The sequence below is a fragment of the Bradyrhizobium sp. WSM1417 genome (assembly GCF_000515415.1).
GTDB lineage: Bacteria > Pseudomonadota > Alphaproteobacteria > Rhizobiales > Xanthobacteraceae > Bradyrhizobium.
On the sequence record NZ_KI911783.1, the window covers coordinates 5526949 to 5551063 of the forward strand.

22 protein-coding genes and 1 tRNA gene are annotated in these 24115 nt (G+C 56.8%); 12 read left to right on the top strand and 11 right to left on the bottom strand.

Features of this window, described 5'->3' with window-relative positions:
• Positions 1–227 precede the first annotated feature (227 nt).
• On the bottom strand, positions 228–413 hold the full coding sequence (locus tag BRA1417_RS44315) for a hypothetical protein (RefSeq protein WP_156948937.1): 186 nt from the start codon (positions 411–413) through the stop codon (positions 228–230).
• A gap of 41 nt (positions 414–454) precedes the next feature.
• Between BRA1417_RS44315 and BRA1417_RS41825 the strand changes: the two genes are divergently transcribed.
• The gene (locus tag BRA1417_RS41825; RefSeq protein ID WP_051448387.1) at positions 455–928 is read left to right on the top strand and encodes a hypothetical protein; all 474 of its coding nucleotides are present in this window, start codon (positions 455–457) and stop codon (positions 926–928) included.
• Here BRA1417_RS41825 and BRA1417_RS44320 read toward each other — a convergent pair.
• Positions 883–1497 carry a hypothetical protein gene (locus tag BRA1417_RS44320; RefSeq protein WP_156948938.1) on the bottom strand — a complete coding sequence of 205 codons (615 nt, stop codon included), beginning with the start codon at positions 1495–1497 and terminating at the stop codon, positions 883–885. The two genes, BRA1417_RS41825 and BRA1417_RS44320, sit on opposite strands and share 46 nt — an antisense overlap.
• A 541-nt stretch (positions 1498–2038) precedes the next feature.
• On the opposite strand from BRA1417_RS44320, the gene BRA1417_RS46345 reads away from it, so the two are divergent.
• From BRA1417_RS46345 to BRA1417_RS41835, 3 genes are all read left to right on the top strand, one after another.
• Entirely contained in the window at positions 2039–2191 is a 153-nt protein-coding gene (locus BRA1417_RS46345; protein ID WP_371260025.1) for a helix-turn-helix transcriptional regulator, read from the top strand.
• 363 nt (positions 2192–2554) lie between these two features.
• Complete coding sequence (locus BRA1417_RS41830; protein WP_084462297.1) at positions 2555–5680, top strand: bifunctional DNA primase/polymerase; 3126 nt, start codon at positions 2555–2557, stop codon at positions 5678–5680.
• A gap of 135 nt (positions 5681–5815) precedes the next feature.
• Complete coding sequence (locus tag BRA1417_RS41835) at positions 5816–7216, top strand: hypothetical protein (protein ID WP_051448388.1); 1401 nt, start codon at positions 5816–5818, stop codon at positions 7214–7216.
• A 157-nt stretch (positions 7217–7373) separates the two neighbouring features.
• Here BRA1417_RS41835 and BRA1417_RS0127035 read toward each other — a convergent pair whose 3' ends face one another.
• A complete protein-coding gene (locus BRA1417_RS0127035; RefSeq protein ID WP_027518475.1) occupies positions 7374–8501 on the bottom strand; it encodes an MrcB family domain-containing protein in 1128 nt (375 codons plus the stop codon).
• A 331-nt stretch (positions 8502–8832) separates the two neighbouring features.
• Positions 8833–9195, bottom strand: coding sequence for a helix-turn-helix domain-containing protein (locus tag BRA1417_RS40920; protein ID WP_051448389.1), 363 nt, complete (start codon positions 9193–9195; stop codon positions 8833–8835).
• Positions 9196–9452: 257 nt separating this feature from the next.
• Between BRA1417_RS40920 and BRA1417_RS0127045 the strand changes: the two genes are divergently transcribed.
• From BRA1417_RS0127045 to BRA1417_RS0127065, 5 genes are all read left to right on the top strand, one after another.
• Positions 9453–9854, top strand: coding sequence for a hypothetical protein (locus BRA1417_RS0127045; RefSeq protein WP_027518476.1), 402 nt, complete (start codon positions 9453–9455; stop codon positions 9852–9854).
• Between the two features lie 15 nt (positions 9855–9869).
• Complete coding sequence (locus tag BRA1417_RS0127050) at positions 9870–10652, top strand: hypothetical protein (protein ID WP_027518477.1); 783 nt, start codon at positions 9870–9872, stop codon at positions 10650–10652.
• Between the two features lie 297 nt (positions 10653–10949).
• Positions 10950–11480 carry a transposase gene (locus tag BRA1417_RS40925; protein WP_156948939.1) on the top strand — a complete coding sequence of 177 codons (531 nt, stop codon included), beginning with the start codon at positions 10950–10952 and terminating at the stop codon, positions 11478–11480.
• A gap of 327 nt (positions 11481–11807) precedes the next feature.
• A complete protein-coding gene (locus BRA1417_RS0127060; RefSeq protein WP_027518478.1) occupies positions 11808–12008 on the top strand; it encodes a hypothetical protein in 201 nt (66 codons plus the stop codon).
• Positions 12009–12012: 4 nt separating this feature from the next.
• Positions 12013–12855 carry a hypothetical protein gene (locus tag BRA1417_RS0127065; RefSeq protein WP_027518479.1) on the top strand — a complete coding sequence of 281 codons (843 nt, stop codon included), beginning with the start codon at positions 12013–12015 and terminating at the stop codon, positions 12853–12855.
• A gap of 188 nt (positions 12856–13043) precedes the next feature.
• On the opposite strand, the gene BRA1417_RS0127070 is transcribed toward BRA1417_RS0127065, so the two are convergent.
• The 5 genes from BRA1417_RS0127070 to BRA1417_RS0127095 all read right to left on the bottom strand — a co-directional run bounded on the left by BRA1417_RS0127070 (position 13044) and on the right by BRA1417_RS0127095 (position 19960).
• On the bottom strand, positions 13044–13853 hold the full coding sequence (locus BRA1417_RS0127070; RefSeq protein WP_027518480.1) for a hypothetical protein: 810 nt from the start codon (positions 13851–13853) through the stop codon (positions 13044–13046).
• A 12-nt stretch (positions 13854–13865) separates the two neighbouring features.
• Positions 13866–14213 (bottom strand): hypothetical protein, encoded by a 348-nt coding sequence (locus tag BRA1417_RS0127075; RefSeq protein ID WP_027518481.1) that lies wholly within the window; start codon positions 14211–14213, stop codon positions 13866–13868.
• An 807-nt stretch (positions 14214–15020) separates the two neighbouring features.
• The gene (locus BRA1417_RS0127085) at positions 15021–16250 is read right to left on the bottom strand and encodes a hypothetical protein (RefSeq protein WP_027518483.1); all 1230 of its coding nucleotides are present in this window, start codon (positions 16248–16250) and stop codon (positions 15021–15023) included.
• Positions 16251–16271: 21 nt separating this feature from the next.
• Positions 16272–18002 carry a UvrD-helicase domain-containing protein gene (locus BRA1417_RS0127090; RefSeq protein ID WP_084462298.1) on the bottom strand — a complete coding sequence of 577 codons (1731 nt, stop codon included), beginning with the start codon at positions 18000–18002 and terminating at the stop codon, positions 16272–16274.
• Positions 17999–19960 carry an ATP-dependent endonuclease gene (locus BRA1417_RS0127095; RefSeq protein ID WP_245286274.1) on the bottom strand — a complete coding sequence of 654 codons (1962 nt, stop codon included), beginning with the start codon at positions 19958–19960 and terminating at the stop codon, positions 17999–18001. Before BRA1417_RS0127095 ends, BRA1417_RS0127090 begins: the two co-directional genes overlap by 4 nt.
• Positions 19961–20165: 205 nt before the next feature.
• Here BRA1417_RS0127095 and BRA1417_RS0127100 point away from each other — a divergent pair, with 205 nt between their 5' ends.
• From BRA1417_RS0127100 to BRA1417_RS44325, 3 genes are read left to right on the top strand one after another with little or no spacing between them, the layout of a single operon-like run.
• Positions 20166–21218 (top strand): hypothetical protein, encoded by a 1053-nt coding sequence (locus tag BRA1417_RS0127100; RefSeq protein WP_035968817.1) that lies wholly within the window; start codon positions 20166–20168, stop codon positions 21216–21218.
• An 8-nt stretch (positions 21219–21226) separates the two neighbouring features.
• A complete protein-coding gene (locus BRA1417_RS0127105; RefSeq protein WP_027518487.1) occupies positions 21227–21640 on the top strand; it encodes a hypothetical protein in 414 nt (137 codons plus the stop codon).
• Between the two features lie 26 nt (positions 21641–21666).
• Positions 21667–22374, top strand: coding sequence for a hypothetical protein (locus tag BRA1417_RS44325; RefSeq protein ID WP_156948940.1), 708 nt, complete (start codon positions 21667–21669; stop codon positions 22372–22374).
• A 46-nt stretch (positions 22375–22420) separates the two neighbouring features.
• On the opposite strand, the gene BRA1417_RS0127115 is transcribed toward BRA1417_RS44325, so the two are convergent.
• Together BRA1417_RS0127115 and BRA1417_RS0127120 are read right to left on the bottom strand one after the other, a co-directional pair.
• Positions 22421–23773 carry a DUF6538 domain-containing protein gene (locus BRA1417_RS0127115; protein ID WP_027518489.1) on the bottom strand — a complete coding sequence of 451 codons (1353 nt, stop codon included), beginning with the start codon at positions 23771–23773 and terminating at the stop codon, positions 22421–22423.
• Between the two features lie 139 nt (positions 23774–23912).
• A tRNA-Leu gene (locus BRA1417_RS0127120) sits at positions 23913–23997 on the bottom strand.
• Between the last annotated feature and the right edge of the window lie 118 nt (positions 23998–24115).

Genomic DNA, 24115 nt, shown 5'->3' on the forward strand with positions numbered 1-24115 from the left:
CCCCGTTCCAGGGTTCGCACTGCGAACACGGCGGGCACCGAGATCGCGAAACAATCTTTCGCGTGTCTGTTCGCTTGGTGCGCTCGGAGGGAACCAAGCGATGCTCCGTTTTGTTGATTTTATTATATAATTTCGCCTGAAGACTGCCCTATGTATCCCAAATTGATCCCAGTTTGTATCACAAAACGCACCCCGATTTAGCCGCCGAGGTCGGGGTGGACGATCGCCTAAGCGTCGTCGTCCCTTCGCTTCAGATACTTCACTAGGCCCATCACGCCGCCTGCGGACATGATCGCGAAGGCGATCGATTCAATGATCTCCATGCCGACCCGGTGTCCCAAAATCCACATCGCGAACGCTAGAAAGAAGCCCGCCAACATCGCTTCGGTTTGCGGCGAAAATGGTTTGTCCATAGGGCGGTGGCCTTTTTCGTCAGCGCAACTACATCCGACACATGCTGAAGCGTATCGGCTGCTGCTCGCCGAAGCCCGTGAAGACCGCCCCGGCCGGTTCCGAGTGGATACACGAAATCAAGATGGTCGGGTATCGGGGTCTTCTGGAACGCGACGACGACAAGGTGCGGCTTCTGTCCAAGTCCGGGCTCGATTGGACGTGGCGCGATCCCCTGATCGTCGAGGCCGCTCTTAAGCTGCGGACCAAGCGCTTCGTGCTCGACGGCGAGATCGTGATCCTGACGGAGACCGGCGACGCCGACTTTGACGCCCTCCATGGCAACCGGCGGAACTCGGAAGCCCAACTCTACGCCTTCGACCTTTTGGCGCTCGCCGGTGACGACCTTCGGGAAGACACTCTCGCTCCCTTAAGTCCGATGTGCTCGCTTCACAAAAGCTCTGCCCGTGTTGAGAACGCAGAGGCAGCAAATCAAGGCAAACTACTTGCCTGCCGCGCCGCTTCGGCAACTATTTGACGGAAATAAGCTAATCCGAGCTCAGCTACTCCGGTCAGCCATAGATCATCGAGATGAATCGGTTGGCCAAGGTGCTGCGTCGGAGGCGCACGCGATACTCCTGTGCGCCTATCATGGACCGTCACCATCTGAAGCGAGGGGCCATAAAGGTAAGTGGGAATATCGGATAGTTTCACCTCGCCAGTTTTACCGTCTCGAACCGTTTCGATTCGATAAGGACGACGTTCATTGAATTTGAGTTCCTCGCCGGCACCACCAACCATGTCACGCAGGTTGCCACCGCGTGCGGCGACCCGATCGATACCATGCTCATCGGAATTTCGGGCGATGTGCAGGTAGTTTAGAAGCGGGTCGGTTCTACGCTCGTGCTTTTGGCGCCCGTACCACGGCGCACTCGTTGCACCCTTGGCCCCCTGCTCCAGCTTCGAATAGATGGCCGACGATGCCATCAAGAAATCGGACCAAGCGTCTTCAGCGCTTTCGAAATTGCTGGCATTCTTAAGAGCTTCGACGGCCTTCTCTGCCTTACGGAGCCTGGCCTTAGCGTGCTCTACCGCGAGCGGGTCCATTCCAGTTTGCCTTTGTGCGGGTGACCAGTGGCTAGTGATTATGGCTCGGTTACTGAGCCGCTACATCGGAAATCTTGCCACTTCCCGGATAGACCATATCGATGGCAAACATCCAGATCCATTATTGGAAATCAGATTGCCGACCTGACCACCTACCTTGAGAAGACGAAAAACGTCGTGGCGGTTTAGTGCGCCTACTTGCTCTCACACCAGCACAATAGGTCAATAGCAGGCCCGGTTATCCGTGAGGGCGAACGCTTTGTTGCTCGGTCCGACCAACCAGGAGCTTTGCGCTCGTGCTCTTTAATATCATGCAGCATTGATCGGCGCCGCCCTCGCCCGATATTCCCTCAGCAACGAGAGTTACTGACCCCGCAGCCGATGCGTTGTCTCGGCCCGCGTCGGCCTTCTTGCGCATGTGGATATGTGGCACGAGGGACTAAAGCTACCTGTTCACTGCTGTGTGGCAGTGCTCTTTTGGTTTCACGAACGATCGGGGACCAAAATGTCGAACTCAACGCTGATGTTTCAAGATGACCTCATGGCAGAACTTGGAGTGTCGCGACCGACGTTGCAGCGGTATCGCCGTGAAGGCACCGGCCCGGCTTGGTTCCGCCTGCCCGGGGGTGCCGTGCGTTATCGCCGATCGGACGTGGACCTATGGCTCGAAGCGCGGCGTGTTGCTGTCGCATAGCCTGAAAAACGACAAAGCCGCCGCGTTGGAGCGCGAACGGCTTTGGAAAGCTTGGAGACCCTGACAGTGACTTCACAATATCCGACTCTCGCCGTCCGGCGGGCCAGCTACAATCCCCCTCCGATCAATGCCGACACCGTTCTCGCAGCGGCGCGTCAGCATGAACGATACCTCCGCACCGTCTCGCCTCGCGAGTACGAGATGCGCGTATTTGAAGACGGCAGCGTCTTCTTCCGCAACACCGCGCAACCGAACCTGAGGCGGCTTGTTTCGCTCGCGGAAATCCAAAACGCATCATGCGACTTCTGGACGAGTCCGCACCGCCCGTTGTGGCGGCACATTCTCTGCATCTGGGAGTGATCAGTGGCTTCCCCCTTTGCCCTGACCGCCCCGGTGCTGATCGAGCGCGGCTATTCGCCGTTGCCTATTGCGCCGTGGGGTGAACGCGAGCAGAGTCCGAAAGGCAAAGAGCCCGGCAGGCTCGACGTCAATCAAGCCGGTGAGCCGGAGTGGTATAGGCTCAAAAATTGGCAGTTGTTCTGCGACCGGCAGATGCACCCCAAGATCGTCGACTATTGGTCAAACTGGCCGGATGCTGGAGTGGGCATAGCCACCGGCTTCGGCGGCTTGGTCGCGATCGATATCGACGATGATGCCCTGACTGATCCGATCCTTGCCGTTCTTCCGCCGGTTAAAGTTGCGAAGCGTGGTCGCAAAGGACTTACCGCGTTTTATCTTGCCGCCGAGCCGCTGCCGTCGAAGAACTACCGCTCCGCTGACAAACGCGGCTTGCTCGACTTCCTGAGCGGCCGAAAGCAGACCGTACTTCCCCCGACGATGCATCCCGACCTCGCTCGGTCCTATGAGTGGACCACCGAGCGGACGTTGCTCGATACGTCGCTCAGTGACCTTCCCGAGATCACCGGCGCGCATGTCGCGGCGATGGAGGAAGTGCTTCGCGCATATGGATGGGATGCTCCCGAGCGAGAGCCGCGTGGCGCTGCCGTTGAACGGCCTACGCGAGGCCAGACAGCCGACGACCTGCTGTGGCACGACGATGTGAATACGGCGGCGCTCGCAAACCTGCATGCGTGGGTCCCTGCGCTGGGTTTGCCAAAGACCCGCCCGAATGGCGTTGGCTATCGCGCAATCGCGCCTTGGCGTGGCTCGGGCTCGGGCCGTTCTGAGGCTCAGCGTCAAACGAACCTGTCGTTTCATCCGACCGGAATTTTCGATTTCGGCGACCAAGGCTGGACGCCTATCAAGGTCGTCGCCAAGGCGCGGCGCATTCCTTACCCGGCTGCGGCGGCATGGCTGCGCCAACAACTCGGATTGCCGGAAGAGCGCCTGATCCTTCTACGCTCAACCAAGTCCGGCTCACTCGCGCCGACCTATCCCGACCGCGCCGTTCCACTCGCCAACGCCACCACGGAATTGCGCGGCGCGCTGGACGACTTTGAAGCGCAGATGAAGACGTGGCGCATCTATCGCAACCAGGCACGTCTCACGTCGCCGCTGATCCATAGGAAACCGCCCGTGTGGGGCGTGAAGATCGACGCTGGCGGCGGCAAGTCATTCCAGGCCGCTCGGAATGTCGCCGAGTGGACCCGGCGCGGCTGGCGCCTCGCCTATGTGGTGCCGCGAATCGACCTCGGCGAGAAGATCGCGCTCAATTTGAAGAGCCTTGGCATCAACGCGCGGGTCTATCGTGGCCGCGAGCGGGCGGACCCCGACGCACCGGGGCAGACCATGTGTCGAAACCTGCCCGCTGCGACTGCGGCCATTGCTTTGGGCGTCGGCGTCCGGCCTGCCGTCTGCATGCGCCGGATCGATGGGCCTTTGTTTCAATGTCCGTTCGCTACTGATTGCGGGCATGAGCGCCAGCGCGAGGCCAAGCCGGATCTTTGGATCATTACGTCCGCATCGCTCCTATACAAAAAGCCGGACTTCCTGCCCGAGCTAGATGGCCTTGTGATCGACGAGAAGTTCCACGACAATGCAATTGGCGATACAACGACGATCGATGTGACCGAGCTTTGGCGCGCGAAGATCGAACTTTGCGGCGACGAAGAACACGACTTCCTGCTTGGTATGCGCGCAAAGCTGCTGGCGGTGGCAAAGGCGAACGGCGACGGGCCGTTGTCCCGCGCGGCGCTCCAAGATGACAAAGATCACCGCATCTTTTCGCATACCGCCCTGCGGGCCGCGACCTTAGAGCAGCGGCGCATCCGGCCGGAAGTTCTGCAACCGGGCATGAAGGAGTCTGGACTTATTCTCGCGCTCCACAATCACAGCGATCGGAACCGATTGGCGCGGGATGTTGGCGCCCTCTGGAACGAAATCGCGGTCTTTCTTGCGTTTGACCATCGGCAGTCGGGGCGGATCAGCATTACGGGCCGGGCGTTCACGCTGACGCCGCTGCGCCCGTTCGATCCGTCATGGTGGGCGCCGGTGCTCGCCCTGGATGCAACTCTCACGACGCCGGAGATTCTGCACGCAGCCGTGCTCGGGGACGAAGTCGCTGGCATTCCGGTCGCCGCCAGCGTGAAGGCCGACATCACCATCCAATGGCCGGATTATGTCCACGTTCGGCAGGTCACCGGCGCACCCGTATCGATGGGCGCCCTCGGAATCGGCGAGAAGGCTAAGCCGCACCCCCGCAATGAGCGGGATATCCTACGCTACATCCGTCAGCGGGCCGCGCTGATTGCCCCGGAGCGTCTCGGCGTCATTTCTTACCTTGGTATCGAGGAGCGGTTCGCCGGTCGGTTGCCGGCGAATGTGTCTTGGATGCACTTTGGTGCAACCTCGGGCCTGAACGATTTTGAAACGGTGGCGGGCCTGGTCGTCATCGGCCGGTGGTGGCTGCCTCCGAACAAAATCGAGGCCCGCGCGAGCGTATTTGCCGGATACCCGGTCAAGCCTATCGGTGAGTTCTACCGAAAGCGGACTGGCGGCATTCGGATGGCCGAAGGTCCGGCCGCCGCCTCCAGCGTTGAGTGTCACCCCGACCCGTTCGCCGAGGCCGTCCGTCGTGGCGTCACGGAAGAAGAGCTTGAGCAGGCCATCGGTCGATTGAGGCCGCACCGTCGAACGGCGCCGTGCTTTCTCGACTTAGTCGGGGAAGTCGTCCTACCGGTTACGGTGGACGAGGTCGTTGAGTGGGGCGCCGTCTGTCCCGGTGCCGAGGCAGACATGATGGCCGTGGGGGTGGTGTTGTCGAACAGCCGGGATGCCATGACGGCGTTTGGCCTGTCGAAGCATGATGCGGAGCGCGCGAAAACTGCCCCGGAATCCTTAAATAGGAATCATATTAAGGAAATCGGGGCAGTTTCTCCGATTCGAAGGTTCAACTATCGCAAAGGCGGCGCACGCGGTCCGGCTAGTACCGGCTACTATCTCCCCGCCATCCTGCTTGGCGGTGAAGCCGCCTTGCGCGCGTGGATGGAGGAGCGTATCGGGCCGCTTGCATCGCTGGATTTCGAATAGCTGGGCCAGATTCAAATTGGCGGCTCATACGAGTGGCTCGTCAGGCGTGGGTGTGGTTCCCCTCGGCCTTTCGTCTAACTGACGGCTCGCGAGGAATCGGGTTTTCCCTATGCACGCACAAGTGCAGGGATTCGGATGCTTTCTCAGAATAAACAATTCCTCTTGGGAACAATGTTATCGCTCCTTGTTTCGTCTGCCAACGCCGGCCACGTGCAAACGTGGTTGGAATCGAAGGGCGGCTGTCAGCCGGGCAGTTTGATGTTGTTGGGAGGGTACATTCGACCCGGAGACCGGGGCTTCCTCGGCAAAGCCGCTGAGGCTTGGACAGACGAGGATGTTGAAGAGTATCGCTCGGTGGTCTTGGCCTGTGCTCGTCGATATCCCTATGGTGTCAGCACGCCGCAAACGGTTGACTCGAAGGTGGCCGATCTGGTCGCACGCCTAAAGCGCAATCTCATTGAGCCCGCGCGCGCTCAATTGAACTCTGCGAAAGAGGCGGCTGATGCGCGACGCAAGCTCGCAGAAGCCCAGGCTTCCCGCGAGCAGGCCGAAATGGAGGCCCAGGCGGAGCGTGAAAAACAAGCTGCTGTTGAGGCGCAGCGACTCTCGGATGAACGTGCGCTTCAGGACCGAAAGCGACAAGAAACCCAGGCGTCACGCGAGCAGGCCCGACTGGAGGCTCAAGCGAAGCGGGAGAAAGAAGATGCCGCCGAGGCTCGGCGACTCGCAGATGAGCGCGCCCTTCAAGAGCGCGGGCGAGTAGAAGAGCGATCAAGGCTTGACCGGGAAGCTGCAGAAGAGGCACTACGGCGTGCTGAAGATGAGGCGCCGAAGCTTGCTCGGTTGCGCAGAGAAGCCGACGAAGCTCGGCGCGCTCGCCAAGAAGCAGAGCAAAAGTTGGCAGATATTCGAAGCCAGCTGGCTGCCCAGGAGGCGGTGCGCAATCAAGACCTAGCGGCGGCGGCGGCAGCCGAGTCGTCACGGAAGCTTCAAACACCTGCGCCGCCCAAAGCGAAGCAAGAGGTCCCGTCATCCACTGCAGCTGAGCAAGAGAAGCGTTCGAATGACATGCCCGACTCTGAGCGGCAATTTATCGCAGCCGTCCAGAGGGCGCGTGAAGTTTACAGGGCTGCAACGAATGATATGGCACGGGGCGCGGCTCGCCCGCTTCGGGCAAAGGATCTTTGTAGCATTCTACGCCCACTCACCGCTCGTAATTGGGTTGGACAAGTCACAATGCTTTCCACCAATAGTGACGGTAAAGGCGTCCTCGAAATTCTAATCGAAAAGGATATCGTGGTCAAAACTTGGAACAATGTCCTGGCGGATACTGGCGACGAAACTCTAATCGATCCAGCAAGCTCGCTATTTTCAACGGCCTCGGCCTTGACGGTGGGGAGTCGGGTCCTGTTTTCCGGGTCATTTCGGCCCAGCAGCGTGGACTGTGTAAAGGAAGGCAGCCTCACGATGAGAGGCTCTCTTACGGCACCAGAGTTCATTATCCGGTTTTCCGACGTCTCGCCGGTCCCTGACTGAGTCGTACCCCAGATCAGCACTCCGGACTTTGCCCTTACAGACGGCTAGGGCCTCAACGAAGTCAGCTTGTGAAGCCAAAGCGGAAGACTGCCCACGCCCGCACGGCCTGCAGCTGTTGACCCAAAGCCGACGTCAAAGCTACACCTTGGTCAGCAGCTCAATCCTCATCGACGTCGCTCTTATAGATCTTATTCAGCATATTGAGCTCTATGCCGATGCTCCGCGTTCTCAGCGCCTCGTTCCGCGCGGAGAATAATATCGCGAGTTGCGATTTGAGGTCACCGAATCGCGCGTGGTGAAACTTCCGATGGCATCCCGGGCACAACGCCACAATGTTTTCCGGAACGTCCAAGCTAACCTCAAAGTCGCCCTGGCACTGCATTGGGATCAAGTGGTGGGCTTCAACGAATGGCTTTTTGGTCTTTCGTGAGGTGAAAGTCGTATGGCCAGGTCCCATTTCGCACTGATGGCTGGCGGATTGAATTGCGATCGCTGCCATCTCGGGGTTGCGCTGATATTTGCCCGCCTGCATTCCGTTGACTTTGGGGGGACGCGGCAATCCCCCTTCTGGCAATGATTTGCTTGATGGCTCCGTTGCGATTTCGTTGGCGGCCTCCTGATATTCTTCTGAGGACATTGATTGGAGGTGATCTAGTAAATTAGAGCCTAGCTTCGTTACCAGCCCGTCGTACAGGTCCATGAGCTGAATGAGGTCATTTCGGAATTTATCGCTCGAGATTTCTTCTCCGACGCCATAGCGGCGACTGACGATCGCACCATTTTCGTAGCCTTTTCCGAGCGTGTTGGTCGCACGGAGGTCGAGCCGACCAGCAATTAGTCCAGCGGGGGGCCGCAACGTCTCGATCGCCAAGCTAGCTACCTGGGCGATTTTCTTGTTGCCTATGGTATCACCAAACGCCTTCCGAAATTGGGTAAAGCCTTGATTGAGCGAGAGGAAGCAATTCTGCATGTCCTGACTAAATAGCAGGACAACGTAGTACCCACGCTCGGTGGACGTCGAGATGTCTCGCCGTAGAATGGCGACCCATGGGATGTAGGCGAGGGTCCAATTTATTTGGCCAACAGACCCGTATATTCGATATTTATTGACGTCTCTTCCAGAGTCCGAGACAAGCTGCTCAATAAGCTTGGGCAATTCCTTGGTGATCGTAGTATCGACTTCAAGATCATTCCCGGACGTCAGTTTTCGTCTGATCTTGACGCCGCCAACGACTTGCTCCGAATTTGGAAGGTAGTCTGCGAAGACCTTGTCCAGCTCGAGCATGCGCTTCCCCCATCAGAGGTGGATGCTACCACGAGATGTAAGTAAGTGAACGCGACGAAAGTATCGGCCGGCTTGGCTTGCATCGGCGGCGTTGCAGGCCGTGTTCATGTTCGTGCCGCCGCAGGACCGGGGACAGTTTGCTTCTGGCCTAAACGCGTTTGTCGACGATGCTCTGAACCGTGCCGGACTGTTCCCTACTCCGCCGCTCTTAAGTGACAAGCAGACACCAGACGAGCCGGACATTTGGCGTGCCGATGGCGGCTCTGGACTCCTGGGTCCGATCAACCAGGCAGCTTGTCGGTCATGATGAAATTCAGTCTGAATGTGCCCCTCACTTCGAGGACATCAGATCACGAACGTTGCCGTACATCTTCTTGCCTGCACCGATTAGCTTCTGCCCCTTGGAACGGTAGTCTCCGGGAATTGGATCGATGCTCAGGACGTTCAGTCCTTCGCGGCCTTGGTGTCCACGGTCGGACATAAGTGCGCAGATGCGCGAGATAGTGCCGTCTGCCACCCCGCAAGCCGACGACAGCTCCTTCTGGGTTATGCCCGGCTTCGCGCCAGCGTGCAGTAGAACCAGCATCTGGTTCGCGGTGATGTCGGAACTAATATTTCTGAACTCGTTGATGACGAGTGTAAGTGTCTCAACCCACCGCAGATCATCGCCGATGCTGTCCTCGCTGTTAGTCACGACTTAAGGTCCCTCCTGCGATGACGGGCTAGATCTCTTTTGCTTTGCTGAAAGTCAATGCCGGGTAACGCAACGTGCGCGCCCAGATTAGGTCGCAGAACGCAGGTTCCTCATCGGAACATAGACTGAGGGATAAGAGACCAAGCTCGATTTGAGTAGGTATCCGTCGATACAGTGATTGACTGCGATAGCACCACGACTCTACTTAGCGACACGCAGATGCTTGATTTGTCCAACGAACAAAGAGTGAGAGAGAAGTGCCAACGAAGACCTATCTCGTGTATTGCCAATTCGACAACCCCTCCAATACCGAGCCCCTGCATTACCACTTCGAGTACCTAATCCAGGCGCATTCGGCGGATGATGCTGAAGCAAAATGCAAAGAGCGGTTTGCGGCCTTACCCACAGACGGGGATAAACTCTTTGAGATAGGCTCGAAAATCTACGTTGACTACATCATCGAGATTGGCGGGGTTCCTGAAGAAGGAGTGCTCCTGAGGTGGGTGCGCTATCGGGGCGCCCGGAACCCAATAGGCTTTTCATCGCTTTCCTCAGCGCTTCCATTCGGCGATGGCGGGGGAATGCTCGCGAGTTACACGACGGACGACCCCGACAAAGAGGAGTCCGAGATGCAGCCTTTCGTTGTGATCGGTGCCTGAATATTGGCTCTGCCGATGACGGTCGATTCCGAGAAAGCTGCTCACGCCCTGGAAATGATTAGAACCGAGTTGGGTGGCCGTCCGACCGTTAACACCTTGCGTACATTCCTCCTGCTTGCTGAGTACCAAAGCGGAGGTTTAGGCGACATCGAACGTGTACTTAAGTTGTCCAGTGGAACGGTGGCTCGGACCGTCAAGTTCTGGATCGACAGGAACTTTCTCGTCGACAGCTCTCAGCTACGCAATCCTCGGCGGCGACGCGTCAGGATCAGCTACGAGGGCATGTCATTCCACAGAAGGCTGAAGGAGATGATGGAATCGGGCAAGATCCCGGCTCCAGACCCCATTGAAATCGATTCTGACGACGAGCCTGACTCCCTCGAAACCGACGACCCATGGCTGAAGGAGTACTTCAAGTCGGACGAGTTCAAAGAGCTTCAGCGCAAGGACGCGGAAAAACGTCGTCGCGAAGAGGCAGAACACCAGGAGTGGCTGGCAAAACGCGATGAACGTCGACGCAATCCGAAGAGCCCACTTGACGCCTATCGAAATTGGCTCGAACAGTGTCCTCATCCGTCTGGTTCAAAGCAACGCAAAGAATGGAAGCGGACCAATGCGCTTCTATTCAATGGAGTGACTTACGTAGACCATTGGTCGCCTCAACGGTCCAACAGTGGCAAAACCACACGATGGCACGGCTGGTTGACAGGGTCTGACGGCAGTCACCATGAGATCGTCGACGAACACACTAACAACAGGCGCAACGACCCCAAGAGGAACTGGGGTCTTCCTGAATGACTGTCCGAAAGTACAAAGACTTTCGCATTTGCTTGCTGTCAACACCTCGCCGTTCTCCGGATCAGTTCAAGACATACACATCTCTAACACTCTGGGTCCTTTTAGGAGAGCCCCCATTGCGGTAAACGCGCGACCTCGCCATTTTCCTAGGCGCAGAAAAATTGAGGATGGTTGTTGTTCCCCAGTGACTTCGCGACGGTGACCTGATGCAACGGGAGAGGGATACCGCAATGGGCTGTAGCGGAATGGCCCTTCGCTCGATCTTGGGGGCTGTTCAATCGCCCTCAAGGATCACCAATGCAGCCCGCGCTTTATCCGCAAGATTTTCGTACCGCGCTAATTCCGCCGGCTTCCGGAAAGCGCCGGAGAAACCCGCGCACGGTGACTATGCCTGAGAGAGTGGGTCCGCATGTGAAGCTCGTCTTCGCAGAAATGGCGCGGCAAAAACTGCGCTACCTCGATGTGGCCGAACGTAGCGGCGTGCAACATGCTACGCTAAAGGCCTGGAGAAAAAAGAACAGGGCCGGTCTTGAGAGTTTGGAGGCGGTGCTAGCAACGCTTGGGTTCGGCCTCGTCCCCGTCGCCGCGCTCGAAGCGCTTGACCCCGAACTCGCAGGCGAACTCATCGCGCTCGCCCTCAAGATGCGAATGAATGTCCCGCAGACCTGGGCTGCCCTGATCGATATTGGGGTCGAGCAAAAGCTCCTCCGCATGCGGGCCGAGGACCGCGCCGCCATTCTGGTTGACCACGATGCGCGCATGGCGGGCCACGCTAACGACAACGTGAAACAACAGCGCGGCAGTGAAGTGGCGTCTTCAACGAAGTAAGGGATACCGAAACGGTCCCGACAGCCGCCCCTGATTTTCCCATACTGATCCCGTTGCTTGGTTCTCCTCCACACCAAGTAACGCCGGTCGTCAGCCTTGGCCGGTGCGTTTGGTAGCCAGATGCACCGGCCATTTTTTCAGATGGATGCCCATGTCTAACGTTTTTCTCTCGCGCACCCAGGCCGCAAAACAGATCGGCCGATGCGCGAAGACCCTCCGCAATCTGGCCAAGCGTGGCGACGGTCCCCCGTTTTTGTTGATCGGTGACCGACCTGCTTATCCGGCCGATCAACTTCAAGTCTGGGTCGCAACCGGTGGAGATGCCGCATGACCCGCCGCGAGCAAATTATGCGCGCCGTGCAAGACGCGACCGCGACCTACGCCGCCGCAAAAGAGCGTCATACCTACGCGCGAAAAATGGCCGCGCTGGGCATGGGCGCCGATGTCTTCGGCACCTGCAATCTTGAGGCGCGCGCATACTCGGAATGGCTCCGCGCGACCGATGCTCTTCAGAATTATCGAGGCTAATCCAATGAATATCATCTCCAAACTCTTCGCCCCCAAGACTGCTATCACCTCCGCAACGATCCGCGCCGAGATCGAACGGGCTGAAACTGAAATCACTGCACACAGCGCCCGACTTGAGGGCGTGCTTGCCGGCATTGCCGTCATGAATGATAGCCAGCATGCGCAAGCAGAGGTGGACGCCGCAGCGATCAAGCGTGCAATCGCGCGGCTTGAAGCCCGCGCCAATCACCTGGCCGCCGAGCTTCCTAACGTGATTGCAGCTGAAGAAGCCACCGCGAAGGTAGCCGCTGATGAGGCTTTGCGCCAGCGTGCAGAGGCCGCGCGAAGGGCGAACACCAAGGAAGCCGGCCAACTGCTTGCGGAATACGCCCTTCATGCTGCTCGAGTTTCGGAAGTGCTCGCAAAGCTCGAAGCGCTCGACGTCGAAACGACGGCCGTGAATGCGGCGCTCCGGTCCAATCCCGTCGCCGAAACCGTCCTGGGATACGACGCAATTCATCGAAGGAGTTCCGACCGCCCGGCAGGCGAGCGACGCGGGATGCGGAAGTGCTGGGTCTATCGTTGCCCCGGCTCCCCCCGCGATACGGACAAGGCGACGTTTCAGTACGAAGCCCCGCACGAAGTTGTTCGGCAGGCGGACATCGGCCGTGACGGCAAGGCAATCCCCGTCCCCGCAGTCCAGCACGAGTACTATGGGCGCGTGCTCACCATCATTCCCACTCTTGAAGATCGCGAAGTCGTTATCGAACGGGTGTCATTCCGTCCCGGCCGGAGCGAAGCACCGCTCTCATCGGTCCAACTCCCGCCTGCCTTCTCAGGTGAAGACTATGTTTGGCCGCGAGAATAACGTGCGGGCGTCGCTCAACGTCAAGTGTATGATCCCGTCCAACCGACTGGGTGATCCACCCGAAGTACACTTGCGCCGCGTTTATTGTGCGGTTGAAGCACGGCTCAAACGTAACCCGTGCCGGCCTGAGGCTGCGGGCAGATCTAATAGCGAAACTGGGTAATCACGAGCTTAACTGGCGGCTGCCGCTATGACTTCATACTTGATAGTTCGGCTTCAATCGCGGGATTTCGATAGTCCCATTCCTCAAAATCTTTCGAATTGATCCGAAGATTCTGCAGCTTGATCCCGGTTTTATCGAGAATCTCGACTGCTATTTTGAACAACGAGAAGTGCTTTAAGGTGTCCTCGATGTTCCCCATGAAGCCTACCTCTAGCGCTCTGGCGGCCCCGATGTAGGCGAGAACCTCACTAGTAGTTTGAACCTCGTGCTCATAGTGCTTCGGATCAAGTGACAGTCTATCGAGGGTCCGAATGTTCATACTTGACGAGTCGGGATCATAAACAAATTCAAATACACCCGGACGATCAAAGTCGATTTTGGTACTGATAGTCCAATTCTTGAAGAAGCTTTGGCTTTCAATTTCGTACTCCATCGCAACCTTTTCGGCTTCTTCACGAGGCATTCCATGAGCTTTCGACATCAAAATAATACGATCCGAAGCTCGCTTCCGAACGTTGTTTAGAAATCTAATCTCATGGCATACTAGATGGTATTGGGCGAACGTCTGGCCGTCTCCCTGGGCAACACGCGGCTCATATAAAGCGTTGAAGCGCCGATATCCGTTTTGAGAGAATATCTCATGAAGCGCCCTACAACAGTCCAACGCCAACCAGGTTCTGAATTTCTCGGAGTCCTCCCGCACGGTATACGGAAGTACTTCGAGGTCTCTCCACTCGGTTCTGGCGAGTGTTTCAGACTGTGCAACAAATAAATTGATAGTTTCCGCGTTATACTGATTGAGCACACTCTGATGTTGTTGCTGGAAGCTGGCCATCTAAAAAGTCCGTCAGAAAAGTTTTTGCGCTACTTCAGCGGCCTTAGTAAGAGCTAGATAAAGCCCTCCTAACGCCGCCGCGCCTTTGACCAAGTCTCCCGCTTTCTCCAAATAGCCAACTATCCTGCCCTTTTCAGGGGCCTGAGACCTCGCATTCGCAGACGCTGCGTTAATCGCCTCCAATGCATCATTCGCGCTCGCAGCATCGATCGCATTCAAAGATAGCGCGCGAGCCAGTTCTGAAGACGCGTTGTCGATTTGCTGCGCAAATTCTGCCCGGTTCGCAACGCCATAAAAATTAATCGTCTCACCATTGTACTGATAGGTGACTGTTTGGCCTCGCTGATCAAAGGTCGCCATTTTGTGCCTCCTAGTCTGAAACGCGGGGCAATTTGCAACGGCAGATATATGACTGCTCGATCAATGGGTAGTCGCATACAAGCATTTCTACTAAAGCGGTAATTGGATCGTTCGTCAATCGTCGGTGCGTGTCGGTCTCCTACGCTCGAACTGCGCCAGCCGGGTCAAGCGCTTCGGCCAAAGTGGAGAAGAGCCGTTCGTGACCGAATAAATAGTTGTGACAGCTTGGTAGTATAGACGGCAGTATTGCGTAATGACCTGAGGGCGCGGCAGCGATCGCCGCCGCCCCCCCAGCGAGCACGGTAGCCGCGCCGGTGGGCCGATCGCGATCACTAACCTTGGACCATCAACGGGGCGGACGATCCTCGCGTCGAAGCCCATCAGATCGACCCCCGATTCGCCGTGCTCATGCGCCAACTTGAAAGCGAGCAGCGGGGGCTGTTGAGCGATTGTGCGCAACCAGGAGCGCCGCTGTAACCTGGTTGACAGAATCATCACCGGCGCAGTCGCGTGCTGGCTGGCCATTACTAACGGGTAGTGGTTCTTGAGATTGTACCGGCGGCTTGGCGCGCAATAGCGTCAACCTCGCCTGCTATTCAAGCTTCCGGGCCAGCCTCATTCGACGATCAGTTTGGCGCCAAGCGCAAAGCCTTAAATCCGGCCTGCCACTCCGCGACGACTTCACAGGTCGCTTTCATCGTCGCATATGTTTCACTCTCGATTGTCGCAAGATGCAGCAACTTAGCCGAAACGGCTACAGATGAAGGTTCCTCCCACCCAGCTAGCGGTATTGCCGGCCTTGACTATTCATTCCTCTTCATCGTTAGGATCGTAAAAATAGTAAGTTAGATCAATCCTTGGATAATTCAGCGAGATTAGTCGATCCACAACCTCTAGGCCCAAGCCCGGACAATCTGGCGGTGTATCGAGCTCGCCTCCCTCGTACTTCCGCCTCAAGGCTTCGAAAAACTCGGATTCAAAAGTACCCCAACCTTGAAACGCGATTGGAGTGCCGCGATCAAGCATGGTCTTCCTAAGCGTAGCCCAAGTGGTAAATCCCTCGGCCCTCGGAGAGCAGAACGGCCTTAAAAAACTACAACCAAATTCCTTGATCTCATCAAGCGAGTTGCCATGACCTAGAGGGTCAAACTCACTCACTATCTTAATCCATCGGGTTTGCATTTCTGTAGGTGTCTCGTCTTCGGAGAGAGCCAAGAGAAAGCGGTCCGCCGATTGAAATGGCGCAAAATTGCCAAAAGTAATGCTGTATGGCGCGAGGCTTTCGGTCCATTCGTCCTTCCAAAGAAACGCGAATCCGTGCCCCTTCTGTGCGTTACCCTTGTTCGCAAGAGCAAGCATTGCCGCTTTCATTTGTATTTTATAGGCGCCTAATCGGTTTCTGTCGGCAGGGTCGCCGCGCAGTTCATCGTCGTATAAACACAACTGATAGCCACCAATGTAGTGTTCACCTATTTCTAGCGCGGCTTCGGCGTCGGCAAAGTCGCCGACCGATTTGACCTGCAATCGCCGTTTGCCGTTACGTTCGAGGGGCTCTAAGCAGATGATGTTCCTCTGCATCCAAAAAATTTCGTGCAAAATGTGGTGCCTGAGTAGCACCGGCCACTGGGTGGAGATTACGACGTTGATTGTATCTCCATCCGAGAGGAAAGGCAGATACGCGCGAACCTCGGCAGCATAGGCTCCAAGTTCCGTGCCCGCCTGTCTAGTTGGACCGGCCAAATTTTTTAACTCAACGATTATCAAGCTTTGGGTCTCAGCACCGTACAGCAGAAAATCAGGATACAGCTCATCACCCGGCTTCAACGAGATGTTCTCGTCGTCGGAAATGACTTCGGTAACGTACAGAGATTCCAAGCTATAGCGGAAGCTCTCAAAAACCCGCTTTTGTCGAGGATCACTAGGCGCTGCGCCGCTCAACGCGTCCGCATTTTCGATAAGGTCGCCAAGAGCCTGACCGCCTGCAAAGCAATCGCGCAGCCATTGGTGCATCTCTGCTTCATCAACGAATAAGGCCATAGAGAGATGTGCTCCAAAATTTCAAAGCGATACGATCTGCGCCGCGTGGCCACCCGCATCGAGGATCGCCTTCAACGCAGGGGCACGGCTGTTGGGGGCAGCAATCGCCAACAATCGCTCAGCACGGGATGCAGCAACGTAGATTTTCCGAGCTTCTTCGACGGGCTTAGTGGCCATCTCCGCGCCGGTCAGAACATTCAAGATATCTCCTGTCGTTCTGACGGTGAGCACGACGCAGACCGCCAGAAACTCCAAGCCTTTGACCGCATGAATCGCCTTGGCCGGAAGAGCAGTTGGGGATGGCTCCGCGAGCACGGCTGTTAACTTTTGATTGTATCGCAGCCTCTGACCAATGCTGGGGGAGCCGACAAGATCAGAGCCCAGCAAAGCGCGAGCACGCTTGAGCCAATCCTCAGCGCTCTCCCCGGCGAGAACTTTCAACGCCTGACCTATGGCGACAACGTCCGGACGCCAGCGGCCATCATCAAGACCGCTGTTGAGCATGTGAGTTGAATAGGCTCCCGCGCTGGAGATTTCACCCCGCACTTGCAGTATCGCTCGATGCAAGCGGGCAAGCGCTTCCCGGCGATTGCCCGCCGCGAAGGCGAAATGGAAGCCCATAACGGCCTCGGCCAAAAGAAGGGACTTATCATTACCTGCCTCGGGCACGGCCCGTCCAACCGCATTCCCCGCGCTGGCCCAGGTAGCCGCCAGCACTGGTGCCTGCTCCGGCGGAATGCCGAGGTCCGATGAGATCTTTTGGAACCGTGCGCCGATCGATGCAGGAACGCTCGTGCCGCCATAAGCCAGGATGTAAACTGGCGCAGTCTCGTTCTTATATTGCCCAACCGCTTGGTCAACCGCACCGCGCGAGGCGGGTGGACGCAGCTGCGATATAGCGGCGCAGATCGCGGGAGACGAACGGAAATTGCCGCTCATTTGCAGCTGATCGATTTCGTCGAACTTCTCCGCAAACCTTATAAGCTCATCCGTGAGGCCGCCCCGAAACGCGTAGATCGCTTGGTTGGGATCGCAAACGACTTTGATGTTAATGCCAGAGGCTCGCAACCATTCGACAATTTCTAGGTCCGTGGAATTGCAATCCTGAGCCTCATCAATGACGATTTCGCGGAATCGACCGCAGAGAGCCGCGCCCAGCCGGCCTGAGGAGGTCCGGTCGGCAAGGCGCTTACCGACGCTGTCGCGGACATCGTCGAAATCTAGATGTCCATTGGATAACGCTCGGGCGATCATATTGCGCGCTCTCGTCTCCCACGCGGCTGGTCCATGCTTGGGCGCAAACCCTGTCTCAGCTGCCTTATCAGCGAGCAGTGTGCCGGTAGCCCTGTCGAAATGTTTTAGTTTGAGCGTGTGCGCTGCGTCGAAAGGCTTGACCTCCCAATCGGACTTGTCTGGCACGAGCCTTGGGAGTTGGTTGCACCCGTCCACACCGAATGGCGCGATGAAAAACTGCCAGAGAAATCGATCAAACGTGCCAACAAAGCTTGGAAACAGTGGCGACGGCAGAATGCCGAAGTTGCGCAAACGCGTTTCTAGCTCCTCGACCGCCGCATTCGTGAATGAAAGAAAGGCAAGGCCGCGTCGGTCAGCCGCGTTTGACAAAAGATGTCGCGCGCGCTCGACCATGGTGCGTGTCTTCCCTGCGCCGGGGCATGCTCGCACGAATGCATGGCCTTCGTGTCCAATGATCGTCTGTTGCTCCTTAGTCGGCAGGAAGGCGCCAGCGGTCACGCCACGACCTCGCGGATGGTCTTTTCGATGTAGGCCGGCACGACGAATGCGAAGGATTTCTTCTCTATCAGATCGGCCAACTTCTGGGCGAAGTCGCCCTTGCGCGCATTTTTGAAGATCGCTCCGATGGCCCTCGCCCGCTCGTCACCTGCGAGTGCTGCGGCCCTATCCCACCTGTTGCCGGACCGAGGGTGCATACTCAGGTAGGCGGCGCGGAGAATGGCTTCGTTGCCAGCCTCAAGTAGTTCGCTTTCTAACGAGTAGCGCGAGGTAATCGCGGCCATAATTTCAGATGCACCATTTGCCATTGCGAGCGCATCCAATGCGCGCTTGCGTCGCTCTCCGGGGATGATCCTTTCCTCGTGCGCCACGGAAAACTTGCTACCTGTTGGTCGGCTTTCGTCAGCGCTTGGATCGTTATCTTCATTCTCGTCGTGGTCGGTCATACCGTCACCATCCGTCATGATTACGACCCGCTCAGCGATGCGCGCCTCGTTAATTGGGCGTGTCAGAAGGTTGGCATACGGACTGAAGTCGACGCCATCAATCGGAACAAATACGGCTGAGCGAAAGAGGCGTAACTGCTCCGGCTTATCCTTGAGGGTGAAGTATTCAGCGATTACTGGGAGCAGGAGGGCTTCCGCAATCCCCTCTATTAGGAGAACGCGCCCGCCGAACAGCAAGGCCGCCTTTGTCACGTCGAGGTAGCGATCGATCTTCCGTCGTTCGAGGTCGTTCAATTCTATCTGAGCGAGAGGGATGCAGCGGGTCGATCGGCGAAGCGCGGCTGCGGCGGCAGTCGTCACCAGCCCTTCGATAAAATCGGCTGGATCGTCCGTGCCCTTTGCGATCCCGGTCTCAATGACAGCCGCATCGGCAGCGGCCGGCGCCCCTTCTTCGTTAAGGGCGTCAGATATCGTCGGGGGCGCAGGCAAAACCGATTTGAAAACCACTAACTGCTTGCTGCTAACCCAGGCGGACAGGTTTGGCGAATGGCTGGCGACGATAACCTGCACTTGACCTGCCGGCCCATGTTTAGGCGTGTCGACTTCCGACTGAACAGCTTGATCCTTTAAGAATGCTAGAACCGCCGCCTGAAGCTGCGGATGAAGATGTGCTTCAGGCTCCTCCACTAGAAACAGAGTCAGATCAGAATTGCGCACCTTCTCTAACTCAACGGCGATAGTCGCCATGAATAAAAGGTTCGCGTAACCATGGCCTGAGTATTGCAAATCTTCTGGATGGACGCCGTGGTCGGCTAGCTTGAATCTTAGATCGCGCGCGATATCGATTAGAGTTTCTTGCGCAGCGAAGCCTAGGGCGGCCGACTGAGGCCGGACACCAGCAGTCAACGCTGTTAGACTCTTGCCAACGGCCTGATCCACCTTGGAGAGCACGGCATGGTCAGCGCGTCGGGCTAAGTCGCGCGCGAGGTCCGAGGCCGAAACATCCCCAAGAAAGTGATTTAGGAGGGCTGTGATACGGGTGGGATTTCCGGAGGCCAACGCGCGCTTGGCGTCGCGGAGAGGCGGCAAGTAAACATGCCGGATCATGTCATGGCAGCCGGGCTCTGGTTGGTTGCCAGGCTTGCCTGCCCAAAGGCCCGGTCGATCGCCGAGGCCGCCGCCATAACGTAGGCCGAACCGTGCTTCGGAAAGCGTCGTGTCCGTGCTTGCGGAGATCAGCCGCCCCTGTTGGCCTGCACTGAGATCGGCGAAGACAGCTTCGAGCTCAAAGCCTCCAGTTTGGCTTTGGAAACGTACATCGGTGGGCTCACAGTAAATCTCCCGACGTCCCCCGAGCGGCTGGGTCAAAAGTCGGATAGCGTCAATGGCGTTGCTCTTGCCTCCATTGTTCTCGCCGACGAATACCGTGAGATCCTTCTGAAGCTCCACCTCGCCCGTGTCGAACGAACGGAAATTCTGCAGCGCGATTGATTTTAAGTACATCGAATCCATTGCCCCCCCGAGGATTGTCCCTCTTGAACGGCGGACATGCAACTTGCAGCGAGGTGGCGGCTAAATCGAAACTTTAAGGCGGCCCACTGAAAAATGATGACAAACCCATTTGTTCCTAGTATGTTCTTTTCTTGGATTGAGCTCAACCGCTTGAATCGGTTCAATTTCTGATTGAGATTGCCCCCCATTCTTGGGGGAAACGCAGATGACGCCCGAACAGCTTATAAGGACTATGCGCGGCCGCGTGCCGTTCGATATCGCTCGGAAGATCCTCGAGGCTCACGAAATCGAAAGAGGTATGGGATGGGACAGTACGCAGCACCGCTTCTTACAAAACGACTTCGATGAAGAGGTGCTTGAAAGCCTAGGTGAAGCGCTCAAGCAGCATATATTGTGCGGCGAGAAATCTATTCGCTTTTATAGATTGAACAGGGCCTCTATGGAAGCGCTTCGAAACTCCGTTGGACAAGTCACGGTGTCTAACAGCAGATTTCAGCGAGCTTATCCTGCCCAACTTGATGACTCAGAAATTGACGGCCGCATTCGCCCCCCGACATTGGCGGCAATCGAGCAGAATGATGATGGCGTCGGCTTGGTCTTTGCATCAACCAGGGCATTTCATAAACGCGAGCACATTGACCCGAGCACGCTCGGTGATGATGCCGCTTCGGCTCTGGAGAACTACGATGAAGTGATCGGTATTTCCCTGCAAAAATACCAAGCGATGGACGTCGTTTGGATTCCGCACAGAGGGAATTATGCGGAGATTAGGATCGACTATCCTAAGGGCATGCACGCGGATACCTTGGAAGCCGCGCACAATTCCACTAAGCTTTTATTTGAGAATGTTCTCGACAGAGATGCGCTACCTAATCCAGTGAACCTCTTTCCGCTAATTCAGAAAATCTACGACGCGGCAAACGAAGGGCATGTGGTGGAGTTAGGTTTCGGCACCACAACCGGGTCTCTGAAGCACGAAAAAATGAGAAGAGGACGCCTCTGCTTGCGCAGAGAAACCTATCATCGCGGTGGAAAGAACGCGCTCACTACGCCGATCGAACCCTACAACCTCAGCGTCAGATGGCGAGTGACGTTGGGAGAGATAATATCTCATCCGGAGCTGAGCTTGCACGGCAACGCGCGCATTGCAGCCTCAGCCAATCCGACGATTCATGAAATGACGGTTCGAGGCTGTGTAGGAGCCGCAGATTACGATCACGTTCGCGACCGTGTTGAGCACTTCCTTCGACAACCCTGAATCGGTCCATGCCGAATATCGACGAACTGAAAGCTGAAGTTAAAGAGAGCTGGCGCGATAGCCCGCTCCTTCAAGCTTGCCTGTCGATAATTGATTATTTGAACAAGTTGCCGCTTGATGAAATGCAAATGCTCACCTTCAGCTCGTTCAAAGAGGCAGTTGGGGAAAAAGATCTAACAGAAGACGTAGTTCGCGCTGTCGCGCTATTGGCAAATACATCAATACATGCGCTCGACGCTAAGCTCTTGTTCATTGACGATGATGATAACGAGTTTGAGTTGGAAAAAAGCGACTTAGCTGATGCTCGTCACAGAGGTGAGTTTTTTCACCCCGAAACGGGGATTGGCATTCGAGATTTTGAGTCAAAGATCGTTCCGTATTTTGTTCCCTCTCAACGGTTCTTAGATCTCAAGGGCCGCTAGTGAAGGGATCAATCACGATTCAAGACTTGAAGGCTCTCGCGGCAGGACGTCCCGGCGCCGAGATTGCTATCGGCTTACTCTTCGTAGCGGACTATCCGACGTTTGTTGAGATTATCAATCGTGCCATTGATACAGCATTCAGACGAATGGCTGAGAACCCCGAGCTTCGGAAGAAACGGTCGGAAGATGAGCTGACAATCGAGCTCATCAACCTTCTGAAGCAAAACGACATAGACGCGCATCACGAAGCGAAGGTCGGCGGTCATTGCGACATAACTATACGTGGACCGAACGACTTTGCTTGGCTTGCCGAAGCGAAGCGCCATAATAAGGGGTACCCGTGGCTCTATCAGGGCTTCCAACAGCTCAATACGCGATATTCAACCGGGCTGCCCCAGCATGATAAAGGCGGCTTGATCATCTATACGTATATGCCGAATACTTTAAACCAGATGGAAAAGTGGAGTGAATATCTAAGAGCCAACCAGAAAGGACTCGTCGTTTCGCCTTATGGAGCTGACCCCCTCTCTTTTCTCTCGACCCACGAGCATGAAAGGTCAGGACTCCCTTATGAGGTTCGCCATATTCCACTCAACTTGTATTTCGCTCCGAGAGACAAAGCGAAACCGACGACAACGAAAAAACACAAAAAAGGTGTAAGCAAAACGTCGGCTTCAGTAAGCGGAGTCGCAGCCCGAAAGAAATCCAAAAGAAGACCAAGAGGAAAGCTGTGAAGGCGCATAAGATACCCGTTAGCCCGCCAATGCGCACTGCGTCACGTCAGACGATAGCCGGGTCGAACGGATAGACGATCTTCATCAACTCTTCCTGATACAGCTTCAGCGATCCGCCCGACCCATACTTCTCGCGGTCGATGCTGTGCCCCATCAGAATCTTCCGCAGTTCGTCGTCAATCCGGCCTTCCTTCAGGCGATCCTCGAACGTGTGCCGGAAACCGTAGAGCGTTTCCTTGCCGGTCGGCTGTAGCTTGTTCTCCTTTAGGAACTTGTTCACCGTCTGCGACAAGGTGTTGCCGGTGTCGCGATAGCGCGGGAAGCCGTCAGGGTGGAGCTTCATCGCTTCGAGCGCGACGCCGACCAACGGGATGCGGCGCACCGACGACACGGTCTTCACTTCATGCGGTTCGTCGGGATCGAAGGATGGCTCGACAAGAATGTGCGGGACCTTGTCGTCGAGCTTGATGCGATCCTTCCGCAGATAGCGAAGCTCGATTGGGCGAGCGCCGGTCTCGATGCAGACGAAGACGATATGGCGAGCGTCATCATTCATGCCCGCGAGTGCGCCCGGCTTCAGGATCACGTCGCGCACCCATTCAATCGGGAACGGAAGGCGGCGCTTCTTGAACTTTTGGTTGAAGGACAGGCCGTCGAATGGATTGGGCCGCCCCTCGACACCGATATGGGCATAGTAGCGCTTGTAGAGGATGCTCATGTCGCCCAGGCGGCGCTTGCCGAGCGAGGCCGACTTCTTGTCCGCCTTCGCGTCCTTCGGCGCGATCAGCCCCTTGAAATGGTCGTGCATCTTCTTGGCGTGGTCGCGCGTGATGTCGTCCATGGCGAGGTCTTCGCCGACGACCTTGGTGAACGCCTCGACCGCGTACCGCTTGACCTTCTTCCACGACTTCTTCTGCTCTTCGCTCTTGCCGACGATCTCGACCGCCGCGATCTCATTGCAGTAAATGTCGAAGGCTTCGCTGACCTTGACTGAGCGATCCACGCCGCCCAGAACGGCGGTCTCAACGGCCATCGGCCTCCGCGCGTCAGAGATCGCAGTGAGGCGTCTGACGAGGTCTTCGATTGGAAGCTGCGCAATCTCCACCGCCGGACGGTGGGCGAAGCCAAGGGCCTCCGCGCGGGCACGGGCGACCTTGTGAGCGGCCATCGCCGCGTCGGTCCTGGCGTGCGTCAACATGGACGCCCACAGGACGTTGTCGGCTTCTTCAAGGATGTCCCGGCACGCCCTGGCTTTCGCTAGATCGTCTGTCTTGAGCGACTGCCGGATCAGCGGCACGCGGCCGTCGAGATCCACGACGACCTTCGGAACTCGCCGCCAGTAATAGTAGACGCCGTCCCGCAGAAGCAGAAAGCGATCCTGACTCCCCTGCCTTACCACGGTGCGCTCCCCGCCCGTGTATCACAGAAGATGTCCCAGTTTGTATCCCTGGAAACGGCGAAACGGGAAGAGCCGGAAACGCGCCGCGAGGATTTCGCTGCGTTTTCAGAGGGATAGCTGTTTGGAAGGTTTTGCTTTTTGGTGCGCTCGGAGGGACTCGAACCCCCACGATTTTACTCACTGCCACCTCAAGGCAGCGCGTCTACCAATTCCGCCACGAGCGCTTTTGGGGATGCCGGCTTTCGGCTTTGAAGGCCAACCGGATCAACGGCGCCGATCTAACAAATCCATCAGAGGGGTACAAGCCTCCAAAGGCCCTGAATTCCACAAGCTTGGCGGGAA

What these genes read in the sequence shown, in the direction of transcription:
- BRA1417_RS44315 (WP_156948937.1), bottom strand. Translation starts at nt 413, where the DNA reads ATGGACAAACCATTTTCGCCGCAAACCGAAGCGATGTTGGCGGGCTTC.
- BRA1417_RS41825 (WP_051448387.1), top strand. Translation starts at nt 455, where the DNA reads ATGCTGAAGCGTATCGGCTGCTGCTCGCCGAAGCCCGTGAAGACCGCC.
- BRA1417_RS44320 (WP_156948938.1), bottom strand. Translation starts at nt 1,497, where the DNA reads ATGGACCCGCTCGCGGTAGAGCACGCTAAGGCCAGGCTCCGTAAGGCA.
- BRA1417_RS46345 (WP_371260025.1), top strand. Translation starts at nt 2,039, where the DNA reads ATGGCAGAACTTGGAGTGTCGCGACCGACGTTGCAGCGGTATCGCCGT.
- BRA1417_RS41835 (WP_051448388.1), top strand. Translation starts at nt 5,816, where the DNA reads ATGCTTTCTCAGAATAAACAATTCCTCTTGGGAACAATGTTATCGCTC.
- BRA1417_RS0127035 (WP_027518475.1), bottom strand. Translation starts at nt 8,501, where the DNA reads ATGCTCGAGCTGGACAAGGTCTTCGCAGACTACCTTCCAAATTCGGAG.
- BRA1417_RS0127050 (WP_027518477.1), top strand. Translation starts at nt 9,870, where the DNA reads ATGACGGTCGATTCCGAGAAAGCTGCTCACGCCCTGGAAATGATTAGA.
- BRA1417_RS40925 (WP_156948939.1), top strand. Translation starts at nt 10,950, where the DNA reads ATGCAGCCCGCGCTTTATCCGCAAGATTTTCGTACCGCGCTAATTCCG.
- BRA1417_RS0127060 (WP_027518478.1), top strand. Translation starts at nt 11,808, where the DNA reads ATGACCCGCCGCGAGCAAATTATGCGCGCCGTGCAAGACGCGACCGCG.
- BRA1417_RS0127065 (WP_027518479.1), top strand. Translation starts at nt 12,013, where the DNA reads ATGAATATCATCTCCAAACTCTTCGCCCCCAAGACTGCTATCACCTCC.
- BRA1417_RS0127070 (WP_027518480.1), bottom strand. Translation starts at nt 13,853, where the DNA reads ATGGCCAGCTTCCAGCAACAACATCAGAGTGTGCTCAATCAGTATAAC.
- BRA1417_RS0127075 (WP_027518481.1), bottom strand. Translation starts at nt 14,213, where the DNA reads ATGGCGACCTTTGATCAGCGAGGCCAAACAGTCACCTATCAGTACAAT.
- BRA1417_RS0127085 (WP_027518483.1), bottom strand. Translation starts at nt 16,250, where the DNA reads ATGGCCTTATTCGTTGATGAAGCAGAGATGCACCAATGGCTGCGCGAT.
- BRA1417_RS0127095 (WP_245286274.1), bottom strand. Translation starts at nt 19,960, where the DNA reads ATGGATTCGATGTACTTAAAATCAATCGCGCTGCAGAATTTCCGTTCG.
- BRA1417_RS0127100 (WP_035968817.1), top strand. Translation starts at nt 20,166, where the DNA reads ATGACGCCCGAACAGCTTATAAGGACTATGCGCGGCCGCGTGCCGTTC.
- BRA1417_RS0127105 (WP_027518487.1), top strand. Translation starts at nt 21,227, where the DNA reads ATGCCGAATATCGACGAACTGAAAGCTGAAGTTAAAGAGAGCTGGCGC.